Here is a 25,003-nt window from a genome sequence, read left to right on the forward strand (position 1 = left end):
CGAGGCGTCTCGAATCCGCTCGGGAGCGAAAGGCAGCATGAACGGCGCCGCCACGGTTCCTCCTTGCCCGCCCGATGTCCAATCCGTCCGTCACTTCTTCGCGTATGAGCGCGCCCGAAATGCGCGCCACCGTGTCGCTCGCCGGCATCTTCGCGCTGCGCATGCTCGGCCTTTTCATGATCATGCCGGTCTTCACGGTCTACGCGAAGACGATTCCGGGCGGCGACAACGTGCTGCTCGTCGGCATTGCGCTCGGCGCCTACGGCGTGACGCAGTCGCTGCTCTACATCTTCTACGGCTGGGCCTCGGACAAGCTCGGGCGCAAGCCCGTCATCGCCACGGGCCTCGTCATCTTCGCGCTCGGCAGTTTCGTTGCGGCAATGGCGCACGATATGACGTGGATCATCGTCGGCCGCGTCATTCAGGGGATGGGGGCCATATCGTCGGCCATCATTGCCTTCATTGCCGACCTGACGGCGGAGGCGCATCGCACCAAGGCCATGGCGATGGTCGGCGGCAGCATCGGGATCTCGTTCGCCGTGGCGATCGTCGGCGCGCCGATCGTTTATCAGTGGGTGGGGATGAACGGTCTTTTCGCGCTCGTCGGCGTGCTGTCGCTGATCGCCGTGGGCGTGGTGCTGTGGATCGTGCCCGACGCTCCGAAGCCCGTGCACGTTCGCGCGCCGTTCGCCGAGGTGCTGCACAACGTCGAACTGCTGCGCTTGAATTTCGGCGTGCTCGTGCTGCACGCGACGCAAACGGCGCTGTTTCTCGTCGTGCCGCGCGTGCTCGTGGAGGGCGGGCTGCCCGTCGCCTCGCACTGGAAAATTTATCTGCCCGTCATGGGCTTGTCGTTCGTCATGATGGTGCCGGCCATCATTGCGGCAGAGAAACGGGGCAAGATGAAGCCCGTCTTGTGCGGTGCGATCGGGCTTATCCTGATCGGCCAATTGCTACTCGCGATGGCGCCGCATACGATCTTGTCCGTGGCCGCGATTTTGTTCGTCTACTTTCTCGGCTTCAACATCCTCGAGGCGTCGCAGCCGTCGCTCGTATCGAAGCTGGCGCCGGGCACGCGCAAGGGCGCGGCCGCGGGCGTGTACAACACGACGCAGTCGATCGGTCTCGCGCTGGGCGGCGTGGTGGGCGGTTGGCTGATGAAGTCCGTCAGCCAAGATGCGGTGTTTTTCGCATGCTCCGGGCTCGTTTTCGCGTGGCTTATAATCGCCGCCAATATGAAGGCGCCTCGTAAGGCTTGAGGCGAGCGCGGCGTCGCGCGGGCTCGGCTGTGCGCCAGCGCAGCGGGGTAGCGCAAATGGATCAACTGGAGATAGTCATGGCATCCGTAAACAAGGTCATTCTCGTCGGCAATCTTGGCGCCGATCCCGAAATTCGTTACCTGCCGAGCGGGGACGCCATCGCCAACATCCGGCTCGCCACGACGGATCGCTACAAGGACAAGGCATCGGGCGAATTCAAGGAAGCGACGGAGTGGCACCGCGTCGCGTTCTTCGGCCGCCTGGCCGAGATCGTCGGCGAGTATCTGAAGAAGGGCTCGTCGGTTTATATCGAAGGGCGTCTGCGCACGCGCAAGTGGCAAGGCCAGGACGGGCAGGATCGGTATTCGACGGAAATCGTCGCCGATCAGATGCAGATGCTCGGCGGCCGCGGCGGTTCGGGCGGCGGCGGCATGGGCGGCGGGGACGAGGGTGGTTATAGCCGCGAGCCGTCTGAGTCGCGTGGCGGTGGTGGGGGTGGTGGTCGCGCGATGGGCGGTGGCGCGCGTAGCGGTGGCGGCGGCGGCGGTGCTAGCCGGCCGAGCCAGCCTGCCGGTGGCGGTGGGCTCGATGATATGGATGACGATATTCCGTTCTAAGAAAGGATTATCGTTCGTTGCAGTAAAAGGCCCTTGGGTTCGCGTTCAAATCGAGCATTTGAACGCGTTTCTCGGGGCCTTTGTTTTTGCTGCGTCGATTTCCTAGTGTTCGCGGGTCGCGAGGTCTCCAAACGCTTGTCTTGCTAGACGAACCTCCAGTTCGTCGAATTGCGCTTGGAAGAACGCACGCATGCAGTCAAGGCTCGGTGCGTCGGTTAGCAACTGCTCATACCCTTCGTCCGCGAGATCAGCTTTACAAGCGAGCAATCGTATCCGTGCATTCTCGAACTTCGGAATCGCACTTAGGTGCGCGAAGACGTCGTAAAAATCCACTATGGAATAGCCATGCTGTGTCATCAGCACATAGAGATCGAACCAATCGCGCGTCTTTGACCGTTCAGCGCACACAAGGCTCTTTAACGAAAAGATATCGTCCAGCGTCGCGACACGCATTGGCAACGCGGCATCGCCGGCGATCACGTCGCGAGCGGGTGAATCCGGTGCGACGAACGATACCTTTACGGTGCCGTTTGCGAGGAAGTCTTGTTGGTAATCAGCCAGATCGAGCCCTGCATCAAGGAATTCTTCTTCCGCCAATGGGCTTTGATTCGGCTGCAGATCGACGCCGCTGTTCCGTAGTGATCGGACGAGTAAATCGAGGCGCGTGCGAGGCAAATGGCCGCCGCTCGCATAGGCAAAGTCCAAATCCTCGCTCACGCGATGACCGATGCGCAGCGTGAGCGCAGTCCCGCCGATCAGCACGAATCCCTTCAAAAGAGGATGACCGTCCAGGTTCTCCCAGACGGTTCGAGTATCAGCGCGTAGCTTGCTCGTATCCACGGCGGATGTTCCTCAATATGCGGGTCGTCGCCTGATGCGCGCGGCGGGTTTCCGGGCTTGGTGTGGCCATCAGTACTTCCCACTCATGTTCGAGCGTATCGACGCCGAATTCCCGCGCCGCATCGAGTAAGGTGGTGAACCGAGGATCGACTAGCGCACGTCGGATGTAAATTGCGTCGTCCGCGTCACGATTTGACCACACTAGTTCCGGATGACGATCCCGAAACCGCTTGGGCTCGCCGGTCGGGGCCGATTGGTCGGGCGGGGCGTCGTTCGTGAGACCACTCGGTGGTGTCGGAACGAGGGCTAACCGCAGGCCGGCAGCTTCGGCGAGGCGTTCCACCGCAGACAAACGCGCGGATCCGCGTTTTTTCATGCGAGATAGCGCTTCTTCAGAAAGTTGGGCGCGGCTCGCCAAGTCTTTCTGCGACAGCTTTTTTTGGGCGGCTCTGCGCAAAATCTCGTCGATCAGCGAGTCATGAGCATGTGGGGTCATGAGGCGGCACTCCCGCGAATACGCTGGCGCCAGTCTACACCAATTGATCGTTTGATCAATTTTCGATCAGAGGGTGGGCAGTTGTGAGCGGCCGCAGCGGATGCCAGCCGTCCACCGCGATGCTTCTCTACGCTGACGCAAACTCCGTTTGCAGCACGTCGGCCAGGGGCCGGACCTTCACGCGTTTGCCGGACATCGACGAGTTCGCCCAAACGAAGTTCTGATGTTCGACGATCTTGTCGGCGGCCAGATGCGGCTTGCCATGGGTCGTATGCAGATCGGACACGACGGTGGTCTTCAGCCCCAGCAGCTCGGCCCGGCGTGCGGTCGCGTTGACGCAGAACTCCGTTGCGTAGCCGCACAGCAGCACGCTGTCGACACCATTTTGCTCGAGCTGCTCGGCAAGCGACGTCTCATGGAACGAATCGCCGACGCGTTTGTAGACGGAGCCGTCATTGGGCTCGCGGGCCAGCGCGGCGGGCAATTGCCAAGCGTCGCTGCCGCGCACAAGCGGTCCGTTCGCGTCGCTTTCGTGCTGCACGAAAAAGACAGGCGCATTCGCCCGGCGCGCTGCCTTCGTGACCAAATTGATGCCCTCGATCACCTCGCTGGCGCGGTAAGCAGCCTCGGGGCCGCCAAAGAACATTTGCTGTACGTCGATGACGATGACTGCGATACCAGACATAACACCCTCGCAATGAGCTAGCCGATGTTGCGGTTGGACATGCGGGGCATAATACGCCTCTCCCGTCGCTGGGGAGGCCGGTGCTATTCACCGCAAGGCGCACTCCCCCCGCGGCGCATAAATCGAAACACGAACCTCCTCGAATGAATGTCGCACTAGAACCCGCAAAGCAGCCGGAAGTCCAGGCTCTCATCGACCAGCTCGATGCCTACCAATGGCCCCTCTATCCGCCTGAGAGCCACCACGGCATAGACATCGATGCGCTCAGCCAGCCGAACGTGTTGTTCGCCGTCGCGCGCGACGATGCCGGAAAGGCGATAGGCTGCGGTGCCATCGTTCTTGATGCCGAGTACGGTGAATTGAAGCGGGTATATACGCTTCCTGAGTGCCGAGGCAAGGGGGTGGCGAAGGCGATTCTCTCGCTTCTCGAACAGTCGGCCGGCCAGCGCGGCTGCACTCGCTTCGTGCTGGAAACCGGGTGCAGGCAGCCCGACGCCATCACCTTTTACGAGCGATCCGGGTATCGACGCCGGGGGCCGTTCGGGTCGTACATGGGCGATCCGAACAGCGTCTTCATGGAAAAGCTCGTCAACGCCCAACCCCGATGAGTTCCGCTGTCCATGCATCTCAGGCCCGCACGGTGACGCCCGTTCTCGCGCTGCTCGTCAACGCCTTCGTCTGGGGCGTTTCGTGGTGGCCGTTTCGCCGTTTGCAAGCGATGGGGCTGCACCCGCTATGGGCGACGGCCGTCGTCTACTTGCTGTCGGTCGTCGCAATCGGGCTATGGCGCCGGAGCGCCTGGCGCCAGGTGATCACGACGCCGGCGCTCTGGCTGATCTTCCTGGCCTCGGGCACGACGAACGCGGCTTTCAACTGGGCTGTCAGCATCGGCGACGTCGTGCGTGTGGTGCTGCTGTTTTACTTGATGCCGCTATGGGCATTGCTTCTCGCGCGGGTCGTGCTCAAAGAGCGCATGACGCGCGTGGCGGTACTGCGAGTCCTGCTCGCGATGGCGGGCGCGGTGCTCGTGCTTTCCCATCCCGCCGCGCCGGCGAACACCGTCGGTATCTTTGCGCCGAGCGGTTTTTCGCTGCCCGATGCGCTAGCGTTGATCGGCGGCTTCGCTTTCGCGCTCAACAACGTCATGCTCAAGCGTGCCGCCGCACAGCCCGAGGAAGGCCGAGCGCTTGCGATGTTTATGGGCGGTGCGACGGTGGCGGGCACGCTCGCGGCGTTGCTGTCGTCGTCCGGCTCGGCGGTGACGTGGCCTGCATTGACGATGGGATGGCCTCTCTTGGCAGCCGGGTTGGCCGTGGCATTCCTTCTATCGAACCTGTGCTTGCAGTATGGCGCCGCACGGCTGCCTGCCACGGTTACCGCCGTGGTGATGCCCTGCGAGGTGCTCTTTGCATCGCTCACGGCCGTCTGGTGGGGCGGTGCGACGCTGCACGCCAGCGTGCTGGCCGGGGGCGCACTGATTCTCTCGGCGACATTTGCCGGTATCGTATGCGGCCGTGGTGGCGAAAAATAGCGAAACCCAACATGCGCCGTCGCTCCCCGCTCCGCTGTCCAACGTCAACATCCGGTCATCCTTCTCCGCCAAACTGAAGTGCCCGTGACAACGGTGTGAAAACGCGCCATAGGCAACCGCAATGCAATCCCACACTGTGACGGCGCCGCCGATTGTTGTCGCGGATGCAACATATTGAGCGCGTTCATGAGGCTACCGCCGTCCGATCGCCGCGCGTACGATCCGCTCTGACAATGGTTCGGTAAGCCATCGGAAGCCAGCCATCGGAAGCATCCGTTGAGGCAATACCAAAACGCCGCGTTCGAACGAACGCGCGTGGAGAGGTTCATTGCGCGACGCCCGCGCATTTCATCGGCCGCGGCCGCAACGCCGTTGCGATCCGCGATATGCAGCATTCACCCACCGAGGGACGACCCGTGACAGAGGACGATATCCGCAACAACGCGTTTGCGATGCCTGTGCTGAATCCGGCATATCCGCGCCCGCCTTTTCGCTTCATCAATCGCGAATACTTCATCATTTCTTACGAAACGGACCTGGACGCGCTCGCGGCCGTCGTTCCGGCTCCCTTGACGGTCGATAAGCCCGTCGTTCATTACGAATTCATCCGGATGCCGGACTCGTCGGGGTTCGGCGACTACACCGAAAGCGGTCAAGTGATCTCGGTCATCGACGAGGAGGGCAACCGTGGGAACTACACACATGCCATGTATCTGGACGATGAAGGCCCCATCGCGGGCGGCCGCGAAATCTGGGGCTTTCCGAAAAAGCTCGCGTCGCCTCGGCTTTCCATCGACGGCAAGGACACGCTGCTCGGCACGCTCGACTACGGGACGCAGCGCATCGCAACGGGCACGATGGGCTACAAGTATCGCGAGATCGACACCGAAGCCGAACGCCGCAAGCTCGCGGAAACACCCAACTATCTGCTCAAGGTGATTCCGCACGTCGACGGGTCCACGCGCGTGTGCGAACTCGTGCGCTTCTTCTTGCGCGACGTCGAAGTGACGGGCGCATGGGAGGGCCCCGCGGCCCTCGAACTGCATCCGCACGCGCTCGCATCCGTCGCTGATCTGCCCGTGCGCAAGATCGTCGGCGCACGCCACGTCATTGCCAATTTGACGCTCGACGTCGGTGAAGTGGCCTTTGACTATCTCGCACCGGATGAGCCCGTGAAGCTCGTGGTCAATCAGTAAGTAGCTGACAAGCCGCCATCGAACGTAGTAGCTGACGAAGGAGCATCAACATGTCACTGAAAAACAAGGTCGCACTCGTAACGGGCGCGGCAAGCGGGATCGGCGAACAGTGCGCGCGCAAGCTCGCGGCAGACGGCGCAACGGTCGTCATTGCCGACTTGAATCTCGCCAACGCGCAGCGCGTTGCCGAAGACATCGTGCGCGGCGACGGAAAAGCTATCGCAGTCGCGATGGACGTAACGAGCGAGGAGGCCGTCGAAGCGGGCGTTACCGAGACGCTGAGCCGGTTGGGCGGTCTCGACGTGCTCGTGTCGAATGCGGGCATTCAGATCGTCAATCGGATCGAAGACTATGCATTCGCCGATTGGAAAAAAATGTTGGCGATTCATCTCGACGGCGCGTTCCTCACGACCAAAGCCGCGATCAGGCACATGTACGCGTCCGGCAAAGGCGGCGCGATCATCTACATGGGCTCGGTCCACTCGCATGAGGCATCGCCGCTCAAATCGGCCTATGTGACCGCGAAGCACGGGTTGCTCGGGCTCGCGCGAGTCGTCGCGAAGGAAGGCGGGCCGCGCGGCGTGCGAGCCAACGTCGTGTGCCCGGGCTTCGTTCGAACGCCGCTCGTCGACAAGCAGATCCCCGAGCAGGCACAGGCGCTTGGAATCTCGCCGCAGGAGGTCGTGAAGAACGTCATGTTGAAGGACACCGTGGATGGCGCATTCACGTCGCTCGCCGATGTCGCCGATACCGTCGCGTTCCTCGCGGGCTTCGAATCGAGCGCGCTGACCGGGCAGTCCATCGTGGTCAGCCATGGTTGGTTCATGCAATAAGCTGTAGCGCAGTGCAATCCGTGCAATCCCCGCGATGAGGAGATGATCATGCAAGCGAGTCGGCGCAACAAGCTCGAACGACCGAACCCGGTGACGCTGCCACCCTACGATGAGATCGCGCTGGTGCTGCAGGGCGGCGGGGCGTTGGGGGCCTATCAGGCGGGCGTCTATGAGGGGCTCGCCGAAGTCGGCGTCGAGCCGACTCGTATATCGGGCATCTCCATCGGCGCACTGAACACGGCGATCATCGCCGGCAACGCGCCGGCGGATCGCGTCGATGCGCTGCGCGGATTTTGGAGCACGATCAGCCAAAGCGCCGATTACTTCTCGCACTTGGGGTCTCACCTGTCGGCATGGCCTGGGTTCGAAGACGCGCGGCGCACGTGGACGGGCGCGTGGGCCGCGACGCGTACGCTGTTCGAAGGGCAGCGAGGGTTTTTCTCGCCGCGCGTGGACGCAGCTTTCGCGGGTTTCGCCCGGAAACGTCCCGACCAGGTCAGCTATTACGACACCACGGCCTTGCGCGAAACGCTCCTGCGCTATGCGAACTTCGATCGCATCAACAACGGTAACATCCGCGTTTCCGTGGGAGCCGTGAACGTGCGGACCGGCAATCTGGTCTATTTCGACAATTTGCTGATGCGCCTGGCACCCGAGCACTTCATGGCGTCCGGCGCGTTGCCGCCCGGTTTCCCGGCGGTCGAGATCGACGGCGAATTCTACTGGGACGGCGGGCTCGTATCGAATACGCCGCTGACCGAGATCGTCAGAGAGTGTCAGCATCGAGATACGCTCGTGTTTCAAGTCGATCTATGGAGCGCGCGTGGGACGCTCCCGGGCAATCTGCTCGATGTCAGCGAGCGCACCAAGGACATTCAGTATTCGAGCAGGACGAGAGCGATCACGGCGTTCATGTCGCAGAGTCAAAAGCATGCGCGGATGATCAAGGCGCTGCTCGAGCATGTCCCGGAGGAAGTGCGGCGCACTCATCCGCTGCTGCTCGAGGCGCAGCAGGCGGCGAACGGCGGGGCGGTGAACGTCGTGCACTTGATCTACAAGAACAAGTCGTTCGAGGGGCACTACAAGGACTACGAGTTCAGCAACGGCACGATGCTCGAGCATTGGGCGAGCGGTCTCGACGATATTCGCCGCTCGTTCGGCCATCCCGAGTGGTTCGACGTTCCCAGCCATGAAATCGGCTTCGTGACGCGGGATGTGCATCGCAATCGGCCCGAGGCGCACGAGGCGAGCGCGCCGATAGAGCGGGCATTGTCGAAGGCCGGCATGCTACGGAAGGAAGCGCTGTCGGACGAGCAGTAATGCTTCATCGGATGCCGTCGCAGGCGTTGCATCGAGGAGCGGGGTGCCAACGATCTGCCGATCGCACGCGCCCTGCCGGCGATCAACGCGCCACGAGCGCGCAGTGATCGATCGCCCGCGCGTCGTAGATCGCCGTCACGCCAAAGCCGGCATCGCTCAACCATTGCACGTGATCGTGAACCGGATAGGCCATGCCCTCGCCGCTCGCGACGGTCACGAAATACAGCGACGACTTGACCGACTGCAGGCTGCCTGCTTCGTCCGCATCGCACATGAGCGACCAAACGAAAAGCTGGCCGCGTTCCAGGTACGCGCGCGCCTTGCGATAGAGGAGTTGGATTTTCTCAGGTGAAAAGATTTCTAGGACGTGCGAGAAGATCACGCCATCGCAGCCGCTCGGCCAGTTCTCCGTGAACATGTCGACCGCTTCGCAGGTCACTCGGTCCGCAAGGCCATGCGCTTCGATGTTCGCACGCGCTTTCTCGATGACGGAAGGCAGATCGATGAGCGTCACCTTCAACGACGGATAGCGCTCGCAGAGTCGAATGGCGTTCGTGCCGTCGCCGCCGCCGACGTCGAGCAGCATCGATACTTCGCTGAACTCCTTGACCGCCATCATGCGCGGCGAGAGCCGCGTATATGCGCCCATGCCTTCGTGAAAGAGCCGCTCGAGCGCGTGATCCGCCGCCATGCGCCCATAGAGCGTCGGCGCATCGCCGGGAAATTCGTCCAGCCCGGCGTTGCGGCCTTCGCGCAAAGCCTGCGTGAAATGCAAACAGGCGCGATGCTGGATCTGATCGTTCAGGCGCACGAACGGCACCATCGACTGCTCGGCGGTGCGCAGCAAACAGCGGCGCGTGAGCGGCGCATTGGCGAGGGCGCCGGTCTCGTCGACTTTCACGAGTTTCAACTGCTTGAGGCCCAGCAGCAGCACCCGGCAGCCGTGCTCGTCGATTTCCAACTGCTTGGCCAGAGACGCTGCGGTCGCACCGCGCTCGATCACGTCGAATACCCCAAGGTCGCATGCGGTCGACAGTACCTGGGTCTTGATGTATCCGTTCATCATTTCGCAAAGCGCTTGCCACTCTTCCCACGACAACTCGTCCATACCCTCTCCCCCTCGTCGATCGACTTGCAATTGTTTCTCGCCGCCGGTGCGGCCGTCTTCCAGCACCTCGCTGGACTGCTTTTCGTTTGTTTGGCGTCGCGTCAAACGCTGTCCGCGTGTGCTGCCGCGGCCACGGTGTCGTCCGCCGCCAACTGCGCCTTGCGCTGCACAAGACGCGCGAGCAGACGCTCCTTTTCAGGGTCGGACAAACGCTCGGCATTCCAGCGCAAGAAGCATTCCAGCTCGTGCACGCGCATTCCTACCGGGGTCGACTCGCCGTCGATGAAGAGCATGTCGTGCAGCGCCATCGCCCGAATGACGAACAGCGGCATATCGGCACGCATCGGCCGAAACGACGCCGAGTGCGCGCCGCGCACGGTGCTGTCGGGGTGGAATTCGCCCAGCATGAGGCCGCACTCCATGTAGAACGGCTTCAACACGAGATGCGCGCAGTCGATGAACTTGTAGTAGGCCTCGCGCTGCAAGCCGACCGGGAACACCGCGAGCGAAAGCAGTTCGGACGGCTCGGGCCGCGTTTGAGCAACCCGATCGAACAGATAGGGCAAGCGCATCAACGTGGCGATGTACGTATCGAACGCCATGTCCGCCGCATCGAAGGCGCTGAACAGCAACGCACCTTCGTCGTGCGACGGTTTCGCGAAAGGGCAGACGGCGCCCTTGCGTCCGAGCTCGGCATGCGGGCGCATGATGAAGCGCTGCATCCAGGCGAGACCGGCCGCATAAATATCGCGCAACCGCGGATCGGGCTCTATGGCGATATCGGTCGAGGGGCTCAGCGTTCGCTCGATTTGCGCGAGCGCTCGAACGATGGGATCGGCGTCGAACGCCGTGATCGTTTGCACGTTATTCATTCTTGTAGCCCTATTGGAATAAGTATCAAGCGGTTTTCCGATCGTCTTCGATCATGTTCTTGAAGAGCTGCCCCCACTCGTAGTCGTAGCGGTCGGGATGGAAAGGGAAGACGCCAGCACCTGGCGTGAAGGTCAACTCGCCGAAATACACCTTGCCGTCCGGAACGTAGAGGTCGACGCGCACGTAGCCGAGCCCGTCGGCGAGGCGCATGGCGAGACGTACGATTTCGTCCCAATGGGGTGGAGGCGGCGGCGGCACCTGGCTGCGGGCGTAGTGGCCGACGGAGAGGTCCAACCGGTTCCAGTGCACGTCGAATACGTCGCCGTGCGGCGTGCCGAACCGGTCCGAGACGACGCCGGCGTAGATGATCGGACCGTTCTCGTCGCGGCCGAACATGTTCATCTTGAGGTCGGGCGGTACATTGCCGGCTTGGTCCACGAGCAATTGCTCGAAGTACAGCTTCGGCTCGATCGGCCGATAGTGTCGTTCGCGCGAAGCGCGATAAAAATCTTCGGCGAGCCACTTTTGCGCGAGTCCGCTCAAGTGCGCGAATGAAGTGCGGCGCTTGTCCTCGACGATTTCGACGTAACCGCAGCCATGGTTCGCTTTCATGACGAAAGCGTCCGGCAATGAATCGAAGACGTCTTCGGTAAAAACGTCGGGTACGGCGACGAGCGGAATCAAATGCTCTTCCCCGATACGCGCTTTCACGAACTCGCGAACGGCGAGCTTATCGGCCAACTCGCTCCAGCGCGGGTCGGGATGCAGGCACCGATGAAGGATGTATTCGTTGAACGTCGCCGGCGCGGCGAGATTGGGAAAACGCCCCACGTGACGCCGATGCGAAAGCTTCAGAAAGAGCTCGTCGGACAGCAAACGCTTAGCGCAGTGCCATCCCGCCCGCGCCCCCGCCGTCAGCCAAGACGGATCTGCGCTCGCATGGCCTGCGCTCGCGTCGACGCCAACTGTCCGCGGCGTTCCTACGCGCAAAGAAGGCCCCGGCAACGCGGCTTGCGGCAGCAAAAGCGCGGCGCCTTCGCAGCCGTTCGGCTCGATCGCATTGGCCTTTTGATGATCGGATTCGGCGAATTTCGGCATGGTCCATCCGCGCGGTCTGAGCGCGCGGTTCGAGGTCGGTGAGCTGTACCCGTGATAGAACCATTCCGCCCTGGGGCGGGCAATAAACCGAGCCGGAAGTCGAGAATCTTTGGCGTTTTATGACGTGATTATTCCGTGCGCTGTTGTTTCGCAATCTTTTCTTACAGAATTACGATATTTGTTTAGTGTTGTTACTCATAAGCCGGCGCGAACGGCTTTAAAGAATTAAATCGGAAGAATACATGCGAAGCTAAGTAATGTTTGCGTTGAAAGCAAGTTTTCATTGAAGGTTGGCGTGAAAGGACAGGCGCTCCCGGTGCCGGTGGCGCTGTCGGCCGTCGGTCGCCTAGCCGAGCGCTTCGGGCAAGTTCGGCCACGGGTAAAGAGACAACGAGCTAGGGGCGCAGCCAGCCGAGCCGAATCGGTGCCGCGAGCACGCGGCGGTGAACGGTCACGGCCACTCGGGTCAATGGCGAACCGGCGTGGCGCCAAAGCGGCGCGACGAGCGCGTACGTCGCTGAGGCGACGCAGACGGCACCGATCATGTCGAGCGGGAAATGAACGCCGAGAAAGACTCGGGCCCACATGACCGCGGCGCCGCTCGCCAGCACGAACGCGGCGAGGCGTTTCCTGCCGCGCGCGAACAGCGAGAGGAAGACGGCGGTAAAGATCGTCGCGTGATCGCTCGGAAAAGACGAATCAGGGGCGTGCGCGAGATACGTATGACCGAGGCCTATCACGAACGGCCTCGGATGTTGCCAGACCAAACCGATCAATTGATTGGCGCCGAGGGCGATGAAGGCGACGGCGCACGCCTTGAGCGCCGTCTCGCGCCGGTGCGCGTCGCCTGACAGCCAAAGCCCGACTAGGATGAGCGGGATCGACATGATCAGATCGTTCGCGATGGCCCGCGCCGCCGCAAGCAGCCAAGCCGGCGTCGCGGGCGTGGCGTTGATCGTCAGAAAAAGCGCGCGGTTCAGCGTTTCGAGTTCTTGTAAGGCCATGGTTCGTCGTCTTGATCGCGGAAGGGAGCGATTGTCCGCCGCGCAGGCTTAAGACGGGCTTAAATGGGGTTGGCGAAAAACATCGCATGGATGGCCGATCGCGACGGAGGCGCTCGTTTTCCTTTTCGGATGGCCGAACGTCCGGGCTCCAATCGACTGACGAATCCATTCTGTCTCCGAAGCGGCTCTGGAGCAGCCGCTATAATGCGGCGCACCGTCACTTCCTTTCCCCCGATGAGTCGACTTTTCTGCGCGCTGTTGCTCTCGCTCGGTCTGGCCGCGCCCGCAGTGGCGCAGGAGGCCGAAGCGTCGCGCGCGCTCGCAGGGGCGCCGGCTGGGGGCGCATCGCATGCTTCCCCCTCCGCGCCCGAAGGTGCGACGGTCGCGCTCGCGCAAGCAATGCCGGAACCGTCGGCCTCTGCCGCCTTCGAGCCGGCGGCTTCGATGTCCGATCCGGCAAGCGGCGTCGCCTCGGAGCAGGTGCATCGCATCCGCGACATGCTCACGAAGAAATTCGGGCTTGCTCGCGCCAAGGCCGAAGAAATCTCGTCCGCAGTGATGAACTCGGCGTCGAAATATGCACTGCCGCCCGCCCTCGTGCTCGCGATCATCTCGATCGAATCGCGCTTTCAAGACCACGCGCGCGGCAGGCATGGCGCGACGGGGCTGATGCAGGTCGTGCCGGCGGCGCACAAGCGGCTCGTCAAAAACCTCGACTTGACGGAGCCTGCCGCCAATATCGAGGCGGGATCGGCGATTTTGCACGGCTATCTCGAATCCGCGCGCGGCGACGTGGATGCCGCGCTCAAGAGCTACGGCGGTTCGACCGCCTACGCGCGCAAAGTCGGCCTGCGTGCGAAGGATTTCGAGGCAGCGAGTGCTGCCGCCGCTGCGAGTCCGGCGTCGCCTTTCGCCGCGCAATGACGATAGCATGAGGCGTACGCAAGGGAATCGCCGCCCGTGAGGGCAGCACCGACGGTGCATTGGCGTGCTCGCGCGCTTTGCGCCGCCGAGCCCCTTATCCGGGATTTTCGGGGCTGCGCGGCTCGCATGCTCTGCTAGAATCTGACTCGTTGCATCGTAAAACAAGCAAACAAAATAATTAGCGATTTCGCAAAGCCGGGCCATTTCGAACTTCAGGACACAGAACATGAATTGGCTCCGCCCTTCTATCGTCTTCTCCGTTGCGCTCGGCTCGATGGCTTACGCAGACGCCACGCAATGGGCCCCGTTGAAAAGTGCGAGCGATCTCGCGTATGCGGTCGATACGGACAGCATCGCCACCGATTCCGACGGCTACATCGAATACACCGCGAAGACCACCTGGAAGGCGCCCTCGATGATGCCTGGCGCGAGCGCGCCCGTGTCGATATCGATCACCCGATATCAAATCGATTGTGCGGGCAAGCAATGGCGCGCGCTCGATACGCATTATCTCGGCGTGAACGGCGCGCCGGCCGGCGCGCTGCGCTCGTCCGATTCCGAGTGGGTCGCCGTCAGTCCCGGCACGGTCATCGATACGATGTTCCGCCGCGTCTGCTGACGCGCGGCGGAATCGACAGCGGTGCTGTCGGCGCACGCGCAGCCGCAACTTGTTCTACTATGTGGAACCGTCGCTAGGGAAGGGGGGCGAACCCCTTCGCATGGGCGGCCTCAACAAACAGGAGAGCACGATGCACTTCATGCGCAAGCTGAATGTCGCCGTTCTGTTGTGGGCAGTCGCGGCCGGTGCCGCATTCGCGGAAACGGTGAACTTCAAAGCCGATCTCGAGCCTTCGAGCGAAGTGCCGCCGAAGACGTCCAAAGGCCACGGAGATCTGAAGGCGACGTTCGATACGTCGTCCAAAGAACTCAAATGGAAAATCGCGTACGAGGACCTGTCCGGCCCCGCGACGATGGCGCACTTTCACGGCCCCGCGCCGGTTGGACAGAACGCGGGCGTCGCGGTCGGCATTCCAAAGGATAAACTCGCGAGCCCCATCGAAGGCGAGCAGACGCTCACCGACGCACAGGCGAACGATTTGATGCACGGCAAGTGGTATTTCAACGTTCATACCGCCGCTAATCCGAGCGGCGAGATTCGCGGGCAGGTGCTTCCCGCCAATTGATCGTCGTCGTTCGCGAGGTCCCGCGCTGCCCGGCAGTCAGCGTGCGGCGCCGTTGGCCTGGCGGTTTCACCGAACCCGCTCCTAGCGAGTCCGCGCCACCGCGCGTGCCCGGCCGCCGCGCCGGGCTGCCGTTCCTTCGTGTGCGATGCGCCGCAAAGCATTCGCGGGCATTGCCCGCGTCCCCTCGCAGGCACGTAACATTCGGGCATGCGTGATTACTTGGGAAGGGGATTGCGGTGAGTTGGCAAAGCGCCGTCGCCTGTTGGTTGCTCAGGAGGCAATTCCGGCCGGAAACGCTGAAGCCGCACGTGAGCGTCGAGCGGGCTCGCGCGCATGCCGCCTCGCGCCTTCGGCGGCAAAGCGTGCCCAGAGGCTGGCGGCTGACCGTGCGGGGAAGACCCGGCGATGCCCCGCTGCGCGGCGAATGGCTGGAACGCCCCGGCGATCTCGCGCGCGGCGCGCCGATGCGCACGATCCTGTATTGCCATGGCGGCGGCTATTACTTTTGCTCGCCCGCATCTCACCGTGCGCTCGTCTTCGCGCTCGCCGCGCGCTCAGGAGCGCGGACGTTTTCGCTCGACTATCGGCTCGCGCCCGAACATCCGTTTCCGGCGGCGCTCGACGATGCGTTGGCAGCTTACCGGCGATTGCTTGCCGACGGCACGGCCGCGGAGTCGATCGTCATCGCTGGCGATTCGGCCGGAGGCGGCCTGGCATTGGCTGCGCTCGTCGCGCTGCGCGATGCGGGCGACCCGCTGCCGGCTGCGGGCGTGCTGTTTTCACCGTGGACGGACTTGGCGGCCACGGGTGGCACGATCGAATCGAACGATGGCGTCGATCCCATGTTCTGCGGGGCTGCGATCGGGCGCGCGGCGCAGTTTTACGTCGGGCGCGCAGATCCGACCCATCCCTATCTGTCACCGCTCTACGCGGATTTCTCCGGCTTGCCCCCGCTCTTTATCCAGGCTAGCAGCACCGAGGTCCTGCTCGACGACGCGCGCCGCGCCGCGGAGCGCGCCCGGGCAGCGGGCGTGTCCGTCGAATGCGAGATTTGGCCGAAGATGCCGCACGTTTGGCAACTGTGGACCCCGTTCGTGCCAGAGGCGGGGCGCGCGCTCGAGCGCGCCGCGCATTTCGTCCGTGCTCACGCGCTCGAGCGCGTCGTCCACCCGGTCGAAGTCGATTCGATGGCGCGATAAGCCGCTTGCACAGCCGGGCCGCCGTAGCGCCGCTCGAGGCGCCGCACGGCGAAGTGACCATGCGCGGTCTGCTGGAAGTGATCGATGAAGACGGTATTGACGGCCGCGCCGAGCACGGCACCGATCGCCGGAATCGATTTGGCCGCGACCTGCTCGCTCACCTGCGCGGAAAAGCGAGCCGCAATCACGTTCATGAGCCGCATCAGTGCCGGCGCGCCGTGCGCGGCGACGCCCTTGCTCGCCAATTCCGACGACGCTTTGGAGATGGCCTGCGCCAGGGCGCCGCGCGCGATGAAATAGCCGAAATCGGCCTCTTCATCCTGTGCGTGACTGCCCATGCCGAAAATGGCGAGGCATTGCAGCCGCGCCTCGGCGTCACGCAAGTCTTCGCCTTCGCTGCGCGCGATATCGCAAATGGAGCGGAACATCAGCGTGGTGGTGACGGGCAACTCGGCCGGCAGGGCCACGAGCCCGAAGGCGCCGCCCGCTGCGCCCGTCGTCGCCACCGCCAGCTTATGCAGCCAGTCGCGCGGTTTCCCGCCCGGCGCTGTGCGAGGGACGGCCTCCACCACGCCCACGGCGGGTATTGGCGTCGCGAGCGTCCCGAGCGTCGCGACCGCCGCCCGCAAGCTCGCGTCGAGCGCGCGGCGCGTAGCCTCGGCGATCGTCGCATGGGCCCCCGCCGGCAACCGCGCCAAGAGTCGCTCGACCGGCATGCCGACCGCGCCGGCCAGTTTCATCGCGAGCGGCTGCGTTTCGAGCGCCTGCTTCGCGCGCGCGAGGATCTCCAAGTCGTGCGCGGCGAGGCCGGGTGATGCGGTCGGGATCGGTTCCATTTCGAAAATAGGCGGAAGAAGGAAGAAGAAGCGCCCTAACTCGCGGCGCACCTGCCAGCGAATTCCAAGCCCTCATGCTATCATCCGATATTCTTTGACTTATCAACGATTGCTTCCACAAAAAAATGGCCGTCCATACTGCCGCTCACCACTCGCGTGGGCAGCTTCTGCCGTTCCGGGAATCGCTGATGGCGATGCTCGGCATCTCGTTCGTCACCATGCTCGTCGCATTCGATCAAACGGTCGTCGGCACCGCGTTGCCCACGATCGTCGCCGAACTGCGCGGCTTCGAGCTCTATGCGTGGGTCGCCACGTCCTATTTGTTGACGTCGGTCATCACCGTCCCGATTTTCGGGAGGCTTGGCGATTATTTCGGGCGCAAGCCGTTCGTGATCGCGTCGATCGTCGTGTTCACGGGCGCATCGGTGCTCTGCGGCGCCGCCAACAGCATGCTGTTTCTCGTCGTCGCTCGCGCATTGCAGGGCATCGGCGGCGGGATTCTCGTGGGCACCGCATTCGCTTGCATTCCCGATCTGTTTCCGGACTCCGTCGTGCGTCTGCGCTGGCAAGTGCTCATGAGTTCGGCGTTCGGCATCGCCAACGCTATCGGGCCGTCGCTAGGCGGCTTCCTGACGCAGTACTACGGCTGGCGCTCGGCGTTCTACGTGAACTTGCCCGTCGGCTTGCTCTCGCTCGTGTTCGTTTGGCGCTATCTGCCGCACGTGCGCCATATCGCAGCCCGCGGCAAGATTCGGCTCGATTGGCCCGGCTCGCTACTGATCGCGGTTGCTCTCGGGGCGCTGCAGATGCTCGTCGAAGCGTTGTCTCAGCACGGTGTCACGCGCGGGGTGGCGGCGCTCGCGGTTCTCGCGGCGGCCTCGGCCGTGGCGCTGTGGCGGTGGGAGCAGCGCGCCGCGCAGCCGATCCTGCCGCTCGACATGTTCGCCAACCGCAGCCTCGCCGCGTTGTTCGCGCTCTCGGTGCTCTGCGGTTATTCGATGTTCTCGCTGATCTTCTACGCACCGCTGCTGCTGCAAGGCGGCTTCGGGCTTTCGCCGAAAGACGCCGGTGTCTTGATCACGCCGCTCGTCGTGTTCATCACGATCGGCAGCATCCTGAACGGACGCATCGTGACGCGCATCCGGCGCCCGAACGCGATGCTCTACGTCGGCTGCGCGCTGCTCGCGCTGGCCTGCGTCGGCACGGCGGCCGCCACGCGGTCGCTGCCGCATGCTTGGCTGATGGGGCTCATGATGCTCGCCGGCATTGGCCTCGGCTTCGTGCTGCCGAACCTCACCGTATTCGCGCAGGAGACGGCGGGCAGGGAGCATCTGGGCATCGCCACGGCGCTGCTGCAATCGCTGCGCATGATCGGCGGTATGTTCGGCGCGGCCGTCACGGGCACGCTGATCACTCACCTCTACGCTCGCGGCGTGCGCGACGCATTGGCAAGCGCGAATGCGACCGCCTGGTGGAGTACCATGCGCGATCCGCAAATCCTCGTCAATCAAGACGCGCAGCACGCGCTGCTCGCTTCGCTCGCGCATGCGGGCCAAGACGGCGCCGCGCTGCTCGAGCAGGCTCGCGTGTCGCTCGTCACGGCGATTCACGCGAGCATCGCAGTGGCGGCGGTCATCGCCGTCGTCGCGCTGTGGCGATGCGCGAGCGTGCCGCACGTGAGCATCAAGCGCAGGAGCGAGCCTGTGCCCGCGGCCGAATGAGCCGAACCAAGCGTTAAGGGTTGCATCATGGAAGACTACGTCGCGATCGTTCAGCAGTTCGGTAGAGCCTACCGCGCTTTCCTTTCGGCATTCGAAGCGCGCGTCGGCCACGCCATGCCGCGCTGGCGCATTTTGCGCACGCTCACCGAGGACTCGGGCGAATGGTCGCAAAAGCGGCTCGTCGAGCGGCTGCGCATCGATCCGGGCGCGCTGACGCGCCAGTTGAAATCGCTCGAGGCGCTCGGCTGGATCGAGCGCAGCATCGACGCGCGCGACAATCGCATCACGAACGTGAGGCTGACGCAGGAAGGGCGTCATGTCGTCGATGCGAGCCTGCCGCAGCGCAACCTGTTTTTGCGCGAGACGATGGGCGCATTGCCCGACGAGGCGCTGCACGCGTTGTCCGACGCGCTCGCCAAGCTCGAAACACGCATCGGCGACGTGGCGGACTCGCCGCTGTCGATCGATATGGTCGAGGGCCCGGATGCGGCTGCCGAGGGCGACGCACTCGAGCGGCTCACGCACACGCGGTGAGCCGCGCTGCCCGAGCGGTCGGGCAGGTGTCCCCGGCAGGCCTAGCGCGTGCAGAAGAAAAGAACGCGCGCAGGAATCGCTTCGACGCGCGTCTTCAGAAGTTCAGAAGAACGTTTCGATCACTTCCGTGACGCGGTAGCGGTCGTCGACGACCAACAACTGCCGCCATTTGTCGAACGTCAGGCACGGGTGAGAAATGTCGAATGCGAGCATGTCGCCCACTTTGAGGTCGGCGCCGGGCACGATGCGCAGATAAGCGTGCTGATCCATCAGTCCCGTGATTTCCCATCCCTCGGCCGCCGCGATCGGCCGCGGCGCGCTGGTGCCCGGCCGATAGTGACGAGCCGGAACGGGCAAACCGGCATCGAACGCCGCATCGCGCTTGCCGAGCCCGACGATCGCCCTATCGGCCTCGGGGATCGACTGCACGTAGGCCCACAGCTGCAGCGCCGGCAACAGCGCTTCCCCCATCTTCTTCGCGATCGGGTTGCGCGCGAGGATCTCGCCCTGCGCTTTTTTGTAGATGCCGACGTCGTGCGTCAAATAGCAGCCGGGCCGCAGCACGACTTCGATCGTGCCCGCTTTCGACTCGGCGGCGAATTCTTCCGCCACGACGTCGTACCAGGCGGAGCCCGCGCCCGATAGGATGGCGGGCGCACGCTCGAAACGGCCCGCCTGCGCTAGCGCGCGCGTCGTTTGCACGGCGCGGCGCAAGAATGCGCGCACGGCTTGTTCGTCCGGCAGCACACCCTCGTAGATTTCGATTCCGGCGAGTGTCAACGTGCCTTGATAGCGGGTGATGGCCGCGAGCACCGCTTCCAGTTGGGCCTCGTCACGCACGCCCGTGCGGCCTCCCGGCACGCCCAGCTCGATCAGCACTTGCAAGCGCCGGCCGGCTTCCTTGAAGAACGCGCCGAGCTGCTCGACGCCGTCCGCCGAATCGACGAGGCAGAAAAATTCGAAGTCCGGATCGGACAATAGTTCGGCGATCATCGCCATGTTGTGCTTGCCGACGAGCTGATTGGCCATCAGCACGCGCTCGATGCCGCCGTGATAGGCGGCGCGCGTCTGATGCGCCGTCGCGAGCGTGATGCCCCATGCACCCGTCTCGATCTGCCGGCGAAAGAGCTGTGGCGCCATCGTCGTCTTGCCGTGCGGCGCGAGCTTGACCCCGTACTCGGTGACGAAGTCCTGCATCCACTTCAGGTTGTGCTCGATCCGGTCCGCGTAGAGGACGGCGGCCGGCAGGCTGACATCCTCGTCCAGCAGATTCCACTCGAGGTTCTTGGCCGAATCGAGCGGCACGCTCGAGCTCGGCACCGAGCCGAGGCCCTTGCCGAGCGGGTCGATGGAGGCGGCCGTATAGCTCGTCATCGTCAATGTCATCGCGGTTCGTCCCTGGTTGGGTCAAGCGCCGGCACACGCAGCCGGAGTTCGGACACCCATAGTACCGAAACTGCGAGTACGATTCTCGGCAGGCCAGCGCCGCGGCGTTCAGTCGCGGCCGTCGCGTTCCTTTTTTCGCCCGCACTCGGAGACGAAAACATGCACTCTCACCCGGAAGCCGCCGATACGCTGATCTACGGCGCCACGCTCTACGACGGCACGGGGAAACCGCCCGTCGTTCGCGACGTCGCCATTCGCGGCGAAATGATCGCGGCCGTGGGCAATCTGTCGAATTGGATCGCCGAGGAGATCATCGAAGCCGACGGCCGCGCGCTGGCGCCGGGCTTCATCGACGTCCATACGCACGACGACACCCACGTGATCCGCGAGCCGCAGATGCTGCCCAAGCTCTCGCAAGGCGTGACGACGGTGATCGTCGGAAACTGCGGCATCAGTGCGTCGCCGGTCACGCTGCATGGCGAGCCGCCCGATCCGATGAATCTGCTTGGCGAGCGCGATGCCTTTCGCTTTCCGACGTTCGCCGCGTATGTCGACGCCGTCAATGCCGCGACGCCGGCCGTCAACGTCGCGGCGCTCGTCGGCCATACGGCGTTGCGCAGCAATCACATGGATCGGCTCGATCGCGCGGCCACGCATGAAGAGATCGACGCGATGCGCGCGCAGCTCGTCGAGGCGCTCGAGCACGGCGCGCTCGGATTGAGCTCCGGGCTGGCCTATGCGTCCGCGTTCAGTGCGCCGACCGAGGAGGTGATGGCGCTCGCCGAACCGCTCGCGCAAGCGGGTGCGCTTTATACGACGCACATGCGCAGCGAGTTCGATGCGATCTTGGATGCGTTCGACGAGGCCTGCCGCATCGGCCGCCATGCGCGCGTGCCGGTCGTCGTCTCGCACCTGAAATGCGCGGGGCCGCGCAACTGGGGGCGCAGCATCGAGGTGCTCGCATCGCTGGAGCGGGCGCGCGAGGCGCAGCGGATCGGCTGCGACTGCTATCCGTATGACCGTAGTTCCACGACGCTCGATCTGAAGCAGGTCACGGGCGACATCGAGATCACGGTGACCTGGTCGACGCCGCATCCCGAGGCATCGGGCAAGCGGCTCTCGGCGATCGCGAGCAAGTGGGGCGTGTCACAGCAGGAGGCTGCCGCCCGCTTGCAGCCGGCCGGCGCGGTGTATCACAACATGTCGGAAGACGACGTGCGCCGCATCCTGGCTCACCCGGCCACGATGGTCGGCTCGGACGGTTTGCCGAACGATCCGCTGCCGCATCCTCGGCTATGGGGCACGTTTCCGCGCGTGCTGGGGCACTACGCGCGCGACGTGCGGTTGATGCCGTTGGAAGAGGCCGTGCGCAAGATGACCGGACTGTCGGCGCGGCGCTTCGGGCTCGACAAGCGCGGAGAGATTCATGTCGGCTACCATGCCGATCTCGTGCTGTTCGATCCCGCGCGCGTGCATGATGCGGCAACGTTCGATAACCCGTGCCAGGCGGCTGACGGCATCGACGCCGTATGGGTCAACGGCGTGCTGTCTTACCGCGATCGCGAGCCCACGGGCTTGTGCGCTGGTCGCTTCGTGCCGCGCGGCGCGAAGGCGGCGGGCGATGCGCGGGAAGGGGCCGGTGCACGTTCCGGGCAATCCTCGGGCGAAACGTTCTGATGTTCTGATTGCTTCGGCGGGAGCGCCGCTACTGGCGCGCCGTGCGCGCGTTATCGGGCATCGGCAGGTTGTAGTTGGTCCGGAACGGATTGATGTCGAGGCCGCCGCGGCGCGTATAGCGTGCGTAGACGGCCAGCTTCACGGGCCGGCATTCGCGCAGGATGTCGATGAAGATGCGCTCGACGCATTGTTCGTGAAAGCCCGTATGCGAGCGATACGAAATGATGTATCGCAACAGCCCCGCATGATCGATCTGCGGGCCGACGTAATGAATCTGCACGCTGCCCCAATCGGGCTGGCCCGTCACCGGGCAATTCGATTTCAGCAGGTTGGAGCACAGCGTTTCCTCGACGGGCGCTTCGCCCTCCGCGGCGGTCAGCAGCGTCGGGTCGGGCTCGTAGACGTCGGCATCGAGATCGAGGCGATCGAGAGAAAGCCCCTCGAGCTCCTCGAAGTCGAGCTTCTGAAATTCGCCGGGCGTTGCAAGGCGCACCGAGACGGTCGCGCCGCACACCGCCGACACGTCGCGCGCCAGCATCGCGCGCAACGCATCGACCGACTCGACGCGCGTTTGCGCGAACGAGCCCAAATAAAGCTTGAACGACTTCGATTCGACGATGTTCGGCGATTCGGCCGGCACGAAAAACGTGGCAATCGCGATTTGCGGCTTGCCGCGTGCGTTGAGCCAAGACAGCTCGTAGGCATTCCAGATATCGGTGCCGAAGAAGGGCAGCGCACGCGTGATGCCGATCGCTTCGCGGGCGCGCAAGCGGGCGATCGGGAACAGCAGCGACGGATCGTACTGCTCGGTGTAGGTCGTGCTCTTGCCGAGCGGCGAGTGTTCAGGCGTCATGGCGTTCGGTCGATGGAGGCAGTGACGTTCGATGAGGACGGGCAGGCGGGCGTGCGAGCACGCCGCGCCGCGTCATGCAAGGAACAGCCGATAAACGGGGTTGCCGCTTTCGTCCCAATGCGGATAGCCGAGCGTCGACAAGAAGCTCGCGAAGGCATCGTTGTCGGCTTGCGGCACTTGAATGCCGACGAGAATCGAGCTGTAGTCCGCCCCTTGGTTGCGATAGTGGAACAGGCTGATGTTCCAGTCGGGCGCCATCGACGAGAGGAACTTCATCAGCGCGCCGGGCCGCTCGGGGAACTCGAAGCGGAACAGGCGCTCGTCGCGCGCGAGCGGCGAGCGGCCCCCTACCATATAACGAATGTGCTGCTTCGAGAGTTCGTCGCCCGTCAGATCCACGGTCGAAAAGCCGTGCTGCTCGAACGCTTGCGCGATCGACGCGGATTCGCCGCGGCTCTTGATCTGAACGCCGACGAAGATGTGCGCCGCGCTCGCATCGGCGATCCGGTAGTTGAACTCCGTGACGCTGCGCTCGCCCACGAGCTCGCAAAAGCGCTTGAAGCTGCCGCGTTCCTCGGGGATCGTCACGGCGAAGACGGCTTCGCGCGCTTCGCCGACTTCGGCCCGCTCGGCGACGAAGCGCATGCGGTCGAAATTCATGTTGGCGCCGGAGGTGACCGCCACGAGGGTTTGCTCCGTGACGCCCGTGCGCTCGGCATATTGCTTCGCGCCGGCCACCGACAGGGCCCCGGCGGGCTCGAGCAGGCTGCGCGTGTCTTGGAAGACGTCCTTGATGGCGGCGCATAGCGCGTCCGAATTGACGGTGAGGATGTCGTCGAGGTATTGGCGGCACAAACGGAATGTCTCTTCGCCGACGAGCTTCACGGCCGTGCCGTCAGAGAACAGGCCGACCTCGGGCAGCGTCACGCGTTCGCCGGCGCGAATCGAGCGCGCCATCGCGCAGGAGTCCTCGGTTTGCACGCCGATGACCTTGATGTCCGGACGCACCGCTTTCACGTAGGCGCCGACGCCCGCGGCCAGCCCACCGCCGCCGATCGGCACGAAGATCGCATGAATGGGCGCCTGATGCTGGCTCAAGATCTCCATGGCGACGGTGCCTTGTCCCGCGATCACGTAGGGATCGTCGAACGGATGCACGAACGTGAGGCCGCGTGCCTTTTGCAGCTCTAGCGCGTGCGCGTAGGCATCGCTGTACGATTCGCCGGCCTGGACGACTTCGACCGTCGGGCCGCCGTGCGCCCGCACCGCATCGACCTTCACCTGAGGCGTGGTGACCGGCACGACGATAACCGCTTTGACCGCGAGCCGGGCGGCCGAATAGGCGACGCCCTGCGCGTGGTTGCCGGCCGACGCCGTAATGACGCCGCGTGCGCGGGCGGCAGCGTCGATATGGACCATCTTGTTGTAGGCGCCGCGCAGCTTGAACGAGAAGACGGGCTGGTTGTCCTCGCGCTTCAGGAAGACACGGTTGCTCAGCCGGGCCGACAGATTGCGCGCCGGTTCGAGTTCCGTCTCGCGGGCTACGTCGTAGACACGGGCGGTCAGGATTTTCTTCAGATAATCGTGGGAAGACGAGGACATGGGCTTGGGCGCGGGACGGTTCGCGTGGCGGGCAAAATGCGAAAACGTCAATGATAGCGCCAACGGGCGCCCCGTTCCGCGCGACGAAAGCCGTGGGGAATTGACCGGACGGCCGGTTTGCGAACCTCCCGAGGCCCGCCGGGCGGACGTTCGGCGCGTCGTTGCCGCCTGCGCCACACGGCATATTGCGCAGCAACGCATGTCGAGATCATGCGGTAGAATTCTGT

Annotated in this window: 25 protein-coding genes; 14 read left to right on the forward strand and 11 right to left on the reverse strand. The window is 63.9% G+C overall.

Features of this window, described 5'->3' with window-relative positions; genetic code table 11:
• Positions 1 to 104 precede the first annotated feature (104 nt).
• Together ACTHNZ_RS23285 and ACTHNZ_RS23290 are read left to right on the forward strand one after the other, a co-directional pair.
• The gene (locus ACTHNZ_RS23285; protein WP_440545057.1) at positions 105 to 1,259 is read left to right on the forward strand and encodes an MFS transporter; all 1,155 of its coding nucleotides are present in this window, start codon (positions 105 to 107) and stop codon (positions 1,257 to 1,259) included.
• Positions 1,260 to 1,336: 77 nt separating this feature from the next.
• Complete coding sequence (locus ACTHNZ_RS23290) at positions 1,337 to 1,876, forward strand: single-stranded DNA-binding protein (protein WP_440545058.1); 540 nt, start codon at positions 1,337 to 1,339, stop codon at positions 1,874 to 1,876.
• 102 nt (positions 1,877 to 1,978) lie between these two features.
• Here the strand turns inward: ACTHNZ_RS23290 and ACTHNZ_RS23295 are convergent, their stop codons facing one another.
• The 3 genes from ACTHNZ_RS23295 to ACTHNZ_RS23305 all read right to left on the reverse strand — a co-directional run bounded on the left by ACTHNZ_RS23295 (position 1,979) and on the right by ACTHNZ_RS23305 (position 3,897).
• A complete protein-coding gene (locus ACTHNZ_RS23295; RefSeq protein WP_440544948.1) occupies positions 1,979 to 2,716 on the reverse strand; it encodes a nucleotidyl transferase AbiEii/AbiGii toxin family protein in 738 nt (245 codons plus the stop codon).
• On the reverse strand, positions 2,691 to 3,212 hold the full coding sequence (locus tag ACTHNZ_RS23300; RefSeq protein WP_440544949.1) for a helix-turn-helix domain-containing protein: 522 nt from the start codon (positions 3,210 to 3,212) through the stop codon (positions 2,691 to 2,693). The genes ACTHNZ_RS23295 and ACTHNZ_RS23300 overlap by 26 nt, the downstream gene beginning before the upstream one ends.
• 127 nt (positions 3,213 to 3,339) lie before the next feature.
• Complete coding sequence (locus tag ACTHNZ_RS23305; protein ID WP_440544950.1) at positions 3,340 to 3,897, reverse strand: cysteine hydrolase family protein; 558 nt, start codon at positions 3,895 to 3,897, stop codon at positions 3,340 to 3,342.
• Between the two features lie 143 nt (positions 3,898 to 4,040).
• Between ACTHNZ_RS23305 and ACTHNZ_RS23310 the strand changes: the two genes are divergently transcribed.
• The 5 genes from ACTHNZ_RS23310 (at position 4,041) to ACTHNZ_RS23330 (ending at position 8,777) form a co-directional block, all read left to right on the forward strand.
• Positions 4,041 to 4,505, forward strand: coding sequence for a GNAT family N-acetyltransferase (locus ACTHNZ_RS23310; protein ID WP_440544951.1), 465 nt, complete (start codon positions 4,041 to 4,043; stop codon positions 4,503 to 4,505).
• Complete coding sequence (locus ACTHNZ_RS23315) at positions 4,502 to 5,428, forward strand: DMT family transporter (protein WP_440544952.1); 927 nt, start codon at positions 4,502 to 4,504, stop codon at positions 5,426 to 5,428. Before ACTHNZ_RS23310 ends, ACTHNZ_RS23315 begins: the two co-directional genes overlap by 4 nt.
• A gap of 416 nt (positions 5,429 to 5,844) precedes the next feature.
• Entirely contained in the window at positions 5,845 to 6,624 is a 780-nt protein-coding gene (locus ACTHNZ_RS23320; RefSeq protein WP_440544953.1) for an acetoacetate decarboxylase, read from the forward strand.
• A gap of 50 nt (positions 6,625 to 6,674) precedes the next feature.
• Positions 6,675 to 7,457 carry a 3-hydroxybutyrate dehydrogenase gene (locus ACTHNZ_RS23325; protein WP_440544954.1) on the forward strand — a complete coding sequence of 261 codons (783 nt, stop codon included), beginning with the start codon at positions 6,675 to 6,677 and terminating at the stop codon, positions 7,455 to 7,457.
• Positions 7,458 to 7,505: 48 nt separating this feature from the next.
• Entirely contained in the window at positions 7,506 to 8,777 is a 1,272-nt protein-coding gene (locus ACTHNZ_RS23330; RefSeq protein WP_440544955.1) for a DUF3734 domain-containing protein, read from the forward strand.
• 82 nt (positions 8,778 to 8,859) lie between these two features.
• On the opposite strand, the gene ACTHNZ_RS23335 is transcribed toward ACTHNZ_RS23330, so the two are convergent.
• From ACTHNZ_RS23335 to ACTHNZ_RS23350, 4 genes are all read right to left on the reverse strand, one after another.
• Positions 8,860 to 9,885 carry a methyltransferase gene (locus ACTHNZ_RS23335; protein WP_440544956.1) on the reverse strand — a complete coding sequence of 342 codons (1,026 nt, stop codon included), beginning with the start codon at positions 9,883 to 9,885 and terminating at the stop codon, positions 8,860 to 8,862.
• A gap of 101 nt (positions 9,886 to 9,986) precedes the next feature.
• The gene (locus tag ACTHNZ_RS23340; RefSeq protein ID WP_440544957.1) at positions 9,987 to 10,757 is read right to left on the reverse strand and encodes a DUF6875 domain-containing protein; all 771 of its coding nucleotides are present in this window, start codon (positions 10,755 to 10,757) and stop codon (positions 9,987 to 9,989) included.
• Between the two features lie 25 nt (positions 10,758 to 10,782).
• Positions 10,783 to 11,856 carry an ATP-grasp fold amidoligase family protein gene (locus ACTHNZ_RS23345; RefSeq protein WP_440544958.1) on the reverse strand — a complete coding sequence of 358 codons (1,074 nt, stop codon included), beginning with the start codon at positions 11,854 to 11,856 and terminating at the stop codon, positions 10,783 to 10,785.
• Positions 11,857 to 12,251: 395 nt separating this feature from the next.
• Positions 12,252 to 12,860 (reverse strand): phosphatase PAP2 family protein, encoded by a 609-nt coding sequence (locus tag ACTHNZ_RS23350; RefSeq protein ID WP_440544959.1) that lies wholly within the window; start codon positions 12,858 to 12,860, stop codon positions 12,252 to 12,254.
• Between the two features lie 234 nt (positions 12,861 to 13,094).
• Here ACTHNZ_RS23350 and ACTHNZ_RS23355 point away from each other — a divergent pair, with 234 nt between their 5' ends.
• From ACTHNZ_RS23355 to ACTHNZ_RS23370, 4 genes are all read left to right on the forward strand, one after another.
• Positions 13,095 to 13,784, forward strand: coding sequence for a lytic transglycosylase domain-containing protein (locus ACTHNZ_RS23355; RefSeq protein ID WP_440544960.1), 690 nt, complete (start codon positions 13,095 to 13,097; stop codon positions 13,782 to 13,784).
• Between the two features lie 226 nt (positions 13,785 to 14,010).
• On the forward strand, positions 14,011 to 14,403 hold the full coding sequence (locus ACTHNZ_RS23360) for a surface-adhesin E family protein (protein ID WP_440544961.1): 393 nt from the start codon (positions 14,011 to 14,013) through the stop codon (positions 14,401 to 14,403).
• 130 nt (positions 14,404 to 14,533) lie between these two features.
• Entirely contained in the window at positions 14,534 to 14,968 is a 435-nt protein-coding gene (locus ACTHNZ_RS23365; protein ID WP_440544962.1) for a CHRD domain-containing protein, read from the forward strand.
• A gap of 236 nt (positions 14,969 to 15,204) precedes the next feature.
• Positions 15,205 to 16,167 carry an alpha/beta hydrolase fold domain-containing protein gene (locus ACTHNZ_RS23370; protein WP_440544963.1) on the forward strand — a complete coding sequence of 321 codons (963 nt, stop codon included), beginning with the start codon at positions 15,205 to 15,207 and terminating at the stop codon, positions 16,165 to 16,167.
• On the opposite strand, the gene ACTHNZ_RS23375 is transcribed toward ACTHNZ_RS23370, so the two are convergent.
• Positions 16,113 to 17,003: an EcsC family protein gene (locus tag ACTHNZ_RS23375; RefSeq protein ID WP_440544964.1), complete on the reverse strand. Its 891-nt coding sequence runs from the start codon at positions 17,001 to 17,003 to the stop codon at positions 16,113 to 16,115. The genes ACTHNZ_RS23370 and ACTHNZ_RS23375 overlap by 55 nt on opposite strands.
• Before the next feature lie 125 nt (positions 17,004 to 17,128).
• Here ACTHNZ_RS23375 and ACTHNZ_RS23380 point away from each other — a divergent pair, with 125 nt between their 5' ends.
• Positions 17,129 to 18,724: an MDR family MFS transporter gene (locus ACTHNZ_RS23380; protein ID WP_440544965.1), complete on the forward strand. Its 1,596-nt coding sequence runs from the start codon at positions 17,129 to 17,131 to the stop codon at positions 18,722 to 18,724.
• Between the two features lie 27 nt (positions 18,725 to 18,751).
• Positions 18,752 to 19,258 carry a MarR family winged helix-turn-helix transcriptional regulator gene (locus ACTHNZ_RS23385; RefSeq protein WP_440544966.1) on the forward strand — a complete coding sequence of 169 codons (507 nt, stop codon included), beginning with the start codon at positions 18,752 to 18,754 and terminating at the stop codon, positions 19,256 to 19,258.
• 102 nt (positions 19,259 to 19,360) lie between these two features.
• On the opposite strand, the gene ACTHNZ_RS23390 is transcribed toward ACTHNZ_RS23385, so the two are convergent.
• Positions 19,361 to 20,644 carry an amino acid deaminase gene (locus tag ACTHNZ_RS23390; protein ID WP_440544967.1) on the reverse strand — a complete coding sequence of 428 codons (1,284 nt, stop codon included), beginning with the start codon at positions 20,642 to 20,644 and terminating at the stop codon, positions 19,361 to 19,363.
• A 159-nt stretch (positions 20,645 to 20,803) separates the two neighbouring features.
• Between ACTHNZ_RS23390 and ACTHNZ_RS23395 the strand changes: the two genes are divergently transcribed.
• Positions 20,804 to 22,321, forward strand: a complete 1,518-nt coding sequence (locus ACTHNZ_RS23395) for an N-acyl-D-amino-acid deacylase family protein (RefSeq protein WP_440544968.1) — start codon at positions 20,804 to 20,806, stop codon at positions 22,319 to 22,321.
• A gap of 28 nt (positions 22,322 to 22,349) precedes the next feature.
• On the opposite strand, the gene queF is transcribed toward ACTHNZ_RS23395, so the two are convergent.
• On the reverse strand, positions 22,350 to 23,174 hold the full coding sequence (queF, locus tag ACTHNZ_RS23400) for an NADPH-dependent 7-cyano-7-deazaguanine reductase QueF (RefSeq protein ID WP_440544969.1): 825 nt from the start codon (positions 23,172 to 23,174) through the stop codon (positions 22,350 to 22,352).
• A gap of 72 nt (positions 23,175 to 23,246) precedes the next feature.
• A complete protein-coding gene (gene ilvA, locus ACTHNZ_RS23405; protein ID WP_440544970.1) occupies positions 23,247 to 24,776 on the reverse strand; it encodes a threonine ammonia-lyase, biosynthetic in 1,530 nt (509 codons plus the stop codon).
• Between the last annotated feature and the right edge of the window lie 227 nt (positions 24,777 to 25,003).

Origin of the sequence: Trinickia sp. (assembly GCF_051953955.1) — a bacterium.
GTDB lineage: Bacteria > Pseudomonadota > Gammaproteobacteria > Burkholderiales > Burkholderiaceae > Trinickia.